Source organism: Gilliamella sp. Pas-s25, assembly GCF_009795885.1.
Classification (GTDB): Bacteria; Pseudomonadota; Gammaproteobacteria; order Enterobacterales; family Orbaceae; genus Gilliamella.
In genome coordinates this window covers 1-3,089 of sequence record NZ_WTEV01000055.1, presented here as the reverse complement: position 1 = coordinate 3,089, position 3,089 = coordinate 1, and the positions used below count along the sequence as shown (strand labels likewise).

The following is a 3,089-nucleotide window of genomic DNA, read 5'->3' as shown; positions in this document are numbered from 1 at the left end:
GTGCGACAAGGTCGCACTTATGTTGCCTAACTTATTGAATTTTATCAATATTTTAGGCAAACATCTAGGGTCAAAAGCCCTAGATGTCACTTCACAGTATCTAAGTAGGACATTATATATAGTGTCCGAAAGGATACTGTATATATAACCTATCAAAGGTACAAGTTGGTACTATAATCTAGCTGAGATAAATCAGCTACTATAGAGAACTAACTCTCTTTAGACATTTCAATTAATCATATCTGATATTCTTGTAATTTCCAACAACAAGATAGCAATATTTACTATTGTCATCGTTGAAGGGGAGGAGAGAACCAATCAGCATATAGTTTAAGCTGAAATTGACGAAGTGTGTGTAGTGATAAGTGCAAAAGCTGTTATTATCATTGTTGAATCAGGATTGCAGTAACATTAAGCAAGAATGAGAGTTCAACCTGTTATATGGCTAACAGTAGTCTAGGGATAGTGCGAGACTGGTAACGGTTTGGTGCGGAGCTTCCTGACAATGTACCCCCTTGAGGAATAGCAAGGTTAATGATTATCGTGAGGTAACATTAAGTAATGGTAAGTAGTATACCATGAGGGGCTAGACTGGGTAGAAAGATGAACGTAAAGTGAATAGATGATAAACGCCGTAATGCTGAAAAAGCCAAAACTACTGATAGGCTTTGACCAAAAGGTAATATAGTCGGATATTCTCGTTTAGCGTGGGAATACGCCATCAATACGACTATCGGCGAACAGTCTGCATCTTAACTACTCGTGTGATAATAATGGAACTTGGTAAGCCTGTACGTTTGCCGTCCACAATTCAGCAATCGTTTTAATAGAGCGCGAAAATTGGGGGTTGGCAGGCAGAGCGTAAGTGATGCTGTCGAGCGTGCAGGTAAGGGAGGTTAGAGAAAGCGAATGATTGGCTGTAATGGCTGATATAGGGTATGAAACATGACCTAACTCGAAAGGGTGCAGACTTCTAACTGGTCTTTCGTCGCAGGATGACAGGCTAATCCTTTGGTGGGTAATTTCTAATGGAATTATTTTAGGCGAGGGATGAGCTAACGAATGCCTAACAGTTGTGAATTATCGGGAAAATAGTTCACCTGCGAAACATTCGCCAAGCTCAAAACTCAATCATTAACCGTGTTACAATAGTGGTAGATTATTTGATATTCTGAATAACTACCACGTGTAACGTGGGAGTTTCCGTTGGTAGTTATTCATATCATATCAAGTAATTTCTGCTACTTCTTGTATCAAGAGGTCAGTATGAAAGAGCAAAATCATGATAGCAAAAAAGCGAAACGTGGTCTAGCTCCAGCGACCTCTGACATGGCAACGCAATGGCACAATATCGATTGGGTCAAAGCAACAAGACATGTTAAGGGATTGCAGGGACGGATTGCGAAAGCGACACTTGAAAATGATTGGCGCAAGGTAAAACGCTTGCAAAGATTATTGACACGCTCAATTTACGCTAAGCAATTAGCGGTAAGGCGAGTGACTGAAAATAAAGGTAAAAGAACGGCGGGCGTAGACAAGGTAACTTGGAACACCGCAGAGGCAAAATGGAAAGCCGTAGCAATGCTGACAAATAAAGGGTATCAACCGCAACCATTAAAGCGGGTGTATATCCCCAAGTCTGACGGAAAGAAGCGTCCATTGGGCATTCCGACCATGAAAGACAGAGCAATGCAGGCACTTTATCTATTTGCTCTACAGCCTGTTTCGGAAACAACGGCGGACAAAGGCTCTTATGGTTTTCGTATTAATCGTTCAACGGTCGATGCGATAACTCACATACATCAAATATTCTCACACAAAGGGCGGAAAACCAACCAACCGGCGCAGTGGGTATTAGATGCAGATATCAAGGGCTGTTTTGACCACATTAGCCATGATTGGTTAATCGCCAATATTCCGATGAATAAGCGGATACTAACGAAGTGGTTAAAATCAGGGGTCGTAGATATGGGGCAGGTGAAGATGACTGAGGCGGGCACACCGCAAGGTGGGATAATCTCGCCAACGCTGGCAAACATGGCGTTAGACGGCTTGGAAAAAGAGCTAGCCAATCACTTTGGTGAGAAAGCGAGCAGGAAAATCAGGCAACATAAAACGTACATGGTCAGGTATGCAGACGACTTTATTATTTCAGGGATATCAAAAGAATTACTGGAAGAAAAGGTCATTCCGATAGTGGAGGAATTCCTCAAAGAGAGGGGGCTGAGGCTATCAGAGAAGAAAACGAAAGTAGTGCATATCGGGCAGGGTTTTGACTTTTTAGGTTGGACGGTGAGACAGTTTAACGACAAGCTTATCATCAAGCCGAGTAAAAAGAATGTGAAAGCATTCTATAGCAAGGTAAGGGATAAGATTAAAAAGTTAAGCATGGCGAAGCAAGAAGACTTAATAAAGAGACTTAATCCAATGATAAGGGGGTGGGCTAACTATCACCGAAGTCAAGCGGCGAGTCAGGCATATGGGCGAATGGATGCATTAATATGGCGCGCGCTGTGGAATTGGAGTCGAAGAAGACATAGCAAAAAGGGTAAACGTTGGGTTAAAGAGAAATACTTTAAAACGACGGCAACTCGGATATGGAACTTTGGCACAATGATAAAAGACCGCCAGGGTGTGGATAAATGGGTTGAATTATTGCAATGTAGCAAGACGGCAATTAAACGACATATCAAGGTAAAATCAGACTACAATCCGTTTTTACTGGAATGGGAATTATATGGCGAGACATTACACCAAAAAAGGCTAAGTGAAGAATTTTCACATAGACACAAATGGCAAATGCTGTATAAGACGCAAAAAGGTCGTTGTGGCTTATGTCAACTTCCAATCACAAAAGAGACGGGGTGGCATGACCATCATATTATCTACAAAATGCACGGAGGGGCGGACACGCTCAAAAATAGGGTATTACTTCATCCTATTTGCCACAAAAAAGTTCATGCACTGAAATTAACGGTAGTGAAACTGGCTTATTAAAGTCAATTGAAAGGCTTGAGCTGTATGCGGAGAAATTCGCTCGTACAGTTCTTAGGGGAGGACGCAACAGTAATGTTGTGTCCTTACCCGAC

General features: G+C 41.9%; 2 protein-coding genes. One reads left to right on the top strand and one right to left on the bottom strand.

Going from position 1 to position 3,089, the window contains the following annotated elements; translation table 11 throughout:
- Positions 1-554: 554 nt before the first annotated feature.
- Positions 555-722, bottom strand: coding sequence for a hypothetical protein (locus tag GQ593_RS13145; protein ID WP_160432444.1), 168 nt, complete (start codon positions 720-722; stop codon positions 555-557).
- Between the two features lie 544 nt (positions 723-1,266).
- On the opposite strand from GQ593_RS13145, the gene ltrA reads away from it, so the two are divergent.
- Entirely contained in the window at positions 1,267-2,997 is a 1,731-nt protein-coding gene (ltrA, locus tag GQ593_RS13140; RefSeq protein WP_160432443.1) for a group II intron reverse transcriptase/maturase, read from the top strand.
- Positions 2,998-3,089: the final 92 nt, after the last annotated feature.